The 3044-nt window shown below is 48.9% G+C and carries 5 protein-coding genes; all 5 read right to left on the bottom strand.

Features of this window, described 5'->3' with window-relative positions:
• Positions 1-932 (bottom strand): phosphoribosylaminoimidazolecarboxamide formyltransferase (locus K5677_RS13125; protein WP_296728825.1); only part of this gene is annotated, 932 nt, incomplete at its 3' end.
• A 33-nt stretch (positions 933-965) separates the two neighbouring features.
• Complete coding sequence (locus tag K5677_RS13120) at positions 966-1448, bottom strand: hypothetical protein (RefSeq protein WP_028514345.1); 483 nt, start codon at positions 1446-1448, stop codon at positions 966-968.
• A gap of 26 nt (positions 1449-1474) precedes the next feature.
• Positions 1475-2188 carry an IMP cyclohydrolase gene (locus K5677_RS13115; protein WP_296728821.1) on the bottom strand — a complete coding sequence of 238 codons (714 nt, stop codon included), beginning with the start codon at positions 2186-2188 and terminating at the stop codon, positions 1475-1477.
• A 29-nt stretch (positions 2189-2217) separates the two neighbouring features.
• Positions 2218-2838, bottom strand: a complete 621-nt coding sequence (locus K5677_RS13110) for a putative ABC transporter permease (RefSeq protein ID WP_296728818.1) — start codon at positions 2836-2838, stop codon at positions 2218-2220.
• Between the two features lie 4 nt (positions 2839-2842).
• On the bottom strand, positions 2843-3044 hold a 202-nt coding region (locus tag K5677_RS13105; protein WP_296728814.1), incomplete at its 5' end, for a formyltransferase family protein.

The raw sequence follows: 3044 nt of genomic DNA, 5'->3' as shown, positions 1-3044 counted from the left end.
TTCTGCCACTTGCCGTCTGCAAGAACATCTATGTAATCTGCGCCGATGTAAAGGGCGATTGCGCTGTCGCTGTCAGGTCTCTTGATGTTGTCAAGGAAAGGAAGGTTAAGAACCTTAGGTGCCTGACGAAGGAACCAGTTGTCAGCCTTCTGACCAGCAAGGCGTGTGCAGTGGATACGGGACTGCTGTCCTGCGCCGATACCGATCGCCTGGCCGCCCTTCACATAGCATACTGAGTTTGACTGTGTGTATTTAAGTGTGATAAGTGAGATAAGGAGGTCGTCCTTCTTGTCGTCGGGAATATTTTTGTTATCTGTAACTACATTAGCGAGGAGCTCGCGGTTGATGTCAAGCTCGTTGCGTCCCTGCTCGAAGGATACGCCGTATACCTGCTTTGTCTCGATAGGAGCAGGCTTGTAGCTCTCGTCCATTTTGAGTATGCAGTAAGTGCCTTTTCTCTTGGACTTGAGTATCTCCAGAGCCTCGGGCTCGTAATCGGGAGCGATAACGCCGTCTGAAACCTCACGCTGTATCATCTTTGCGGTGCATACGTCCACCTTGTCTGAGAGAGCGATGAAATCGCCGTAAGAGGACATTCTGTCAGCGCCTCTTGCTCTTGCGTAAGCGCTTGCAAGGGGAGTGAGCTCGCCGAGGTCGTCTACCCAGTATATCTTTTTGAGGTCGTCGCTGAGAGGTCTGCCGATAGCAGCACCTGCGGGAGATACGTGCTTGAATGAAGTAGCTGCGCACATACCTGTAGCAGCCTTCAGCTCCTTAACGAGCTGCCAGCCGTTGAAGGCGTCAAGAAGATTGATATACCCCGGCTTTCCGCAGAGCACCTCGATAGGGAGCTCGCTGCCGTCAGCCATATAGACTCTTGAAGGCTTCTGATTCGGGTTACAGCCGTATTTTAACTGCATTTCATTTGACATTGTTAATGTCCTCCTTATAATAATTCATAATTCTTATGCCTTTTGATCTGCCTGATTGACTTTTCTTATCCTTTCAAGCTCTTTGCGGATATTGTCAGCCCAGTCTGCGTCGTCGTTGCTTATACGGTACACACGGAAGCCGTTGGCGATACCGTTTTCGTAGACGGACTTTTCGTCGTCCACATGGAGGTCTATGCGGTAAGCCGCAGGATATTTCGACGGAAAATTCGCCCTGCCCCTTGCCACTTCCTTTTCGTGGCGGACGGCGTTGACTATGCTGTCTATCCTTATGCCGTAATGCTTGAAAATACCGTTGATATAGCGCTCCGTTCTGTTGGAGGTAGTGTATATCCACAGCTCTGTATCGGACTTGTTTATCTCCGTGAGAAGCTTCACAGCGCCCTTTCTCAGCTTATCCTTGTATAGCTTGTTATACGGGAATTTAAGCTCGGGCTCTGTGGGGACTTCCGCAGGATTTACAAACAGAGTTTCATCAAGATCAAATGATATTTTCATAATGATTAAGCCGAAAGGCGGCGTTATTACTTGTTCTTGTTTACGATACGTGTCTCCTCGGCGTTTGTTTCGAGGTTCACATAGCGAACGAAGAGAGATACCTTGTTGTCAGCGTTGAGATTGTTCCAGAGCATATCTGTGAACTGGTCGATATTGCCGCTTATGCCAACGAGCTTTGGCTCGCCCTCAAAGCTGGGAAGGGGAGAACCGTCGCCCATATATGTATGAATGAAGTGTCCCTCGCCTGCGATAGGATTTGTGTAGCTGAATGTGTATCTCTGACATGAATCAGGGTTGCCGTTAGCGCTCTTGAGGATAGACATTGCGTAGTTGAAGCCCTCCTCGCCGAAGCGGAGTATACCTGAGATACGAGGCGTATAGTTAGGAGCATCGTCCTCGAACTCTCTTGTACGGAGAGCCTGCTCAAAGGTGTATTGCTTGTCCATGAGCTCGTAGATAGTGTCGGTCTGGTCACCGTTTGTAACGATGAGCTTATTGCCGAGAACTCTTACGGGAGCGTAGATGATGAGGTGAGGATCGGTGAGCTTAGAGGGATCGAAAGCCTCTGTGCGGATACCCTTGCCGTCCTCAATGAATACGCGGTTGCGGCTGTTCTCGCTTCTGCCCATGATGAAGTAAGCAGTTACAGCGTACTTTCCGTCCTCGGACTTACCGATAACGATACCTCTGCCGGGGTAAGCGTTTGTGCTGAGTTCCTTTGCTAAATCAAGCTTTTTCATAATAAATACTCCTTTCGGATAATGGTTTATCAATGGATAGATATGATATGATGTATAAACATAGCGGCTTCTGCCAGCTTTGGCGTGTAGCCTGTTGCTTTGGTGAATATAAAGTCCGCAAGAACTATCACCAGCACCGCAAGGGTGATGATATTGAGAGTTCTGCGTTTCGGCTTTGCAAGAAGCCAGTCAAAAAAGGGCTGTACCACATACATGAACAGCATACCGCCAAGTCCGAAGCGGACTGAGGTACTGAGGGCGATACGCGCCTGAAAGTTGTACTTGTACCGCGCGTAGGTCTGCCACGGCCACGAGCCTGTGGTGGCTTCAAGTATGTATGTAGCTGCAAGCTCCACAAGGGTTGCAACAGCCATACAGCCGAGGAATATGAGCAGAGGCTTTATGATATTCAGCCATTTTACGTCCTTTTTCTTCATGAGCCAGCCGAAGCACAGCAGGAACAGGAGTGCTCCCACGCCGTATATGGGACAGTAGGGACCGAACATATTTCCTCTGTTGTGAAAGCCCCAGCGGTAGACTACTGTTTCGAGGAATACCTCGTAGCACCAACCTAAAACCGCATACATCCAGAAGCAGAGAAAGAGCTTCTGAAAGATCTGTTTTTCAAATAATCTCTTTAATTTTTCCATGTTATTACTTTACGTAAGCCTTACCGTCAACGATGTCTATCCTGTCCTGACAGAAGAGGGATACCGCCTCGGGGAGTATCTTCCACTCAGCCTGTTCCATTATGCGCTTTTGGAGTGACTCGGGAGTATCACCGTTTTCTACGGGGACAGCCTTCTGTATTATTATCGGTCCGCCGTCACACTCCTCGGTTACGAAATGTACCGTT

The sequence above is a fragment of the Ruminococcus sp. genome, assembly GCF_024684275.1.
Note: the sequence above shows the minus strand (reverse complement) of the source record. Positions and strands in the feature narration are given on the sequence as shown.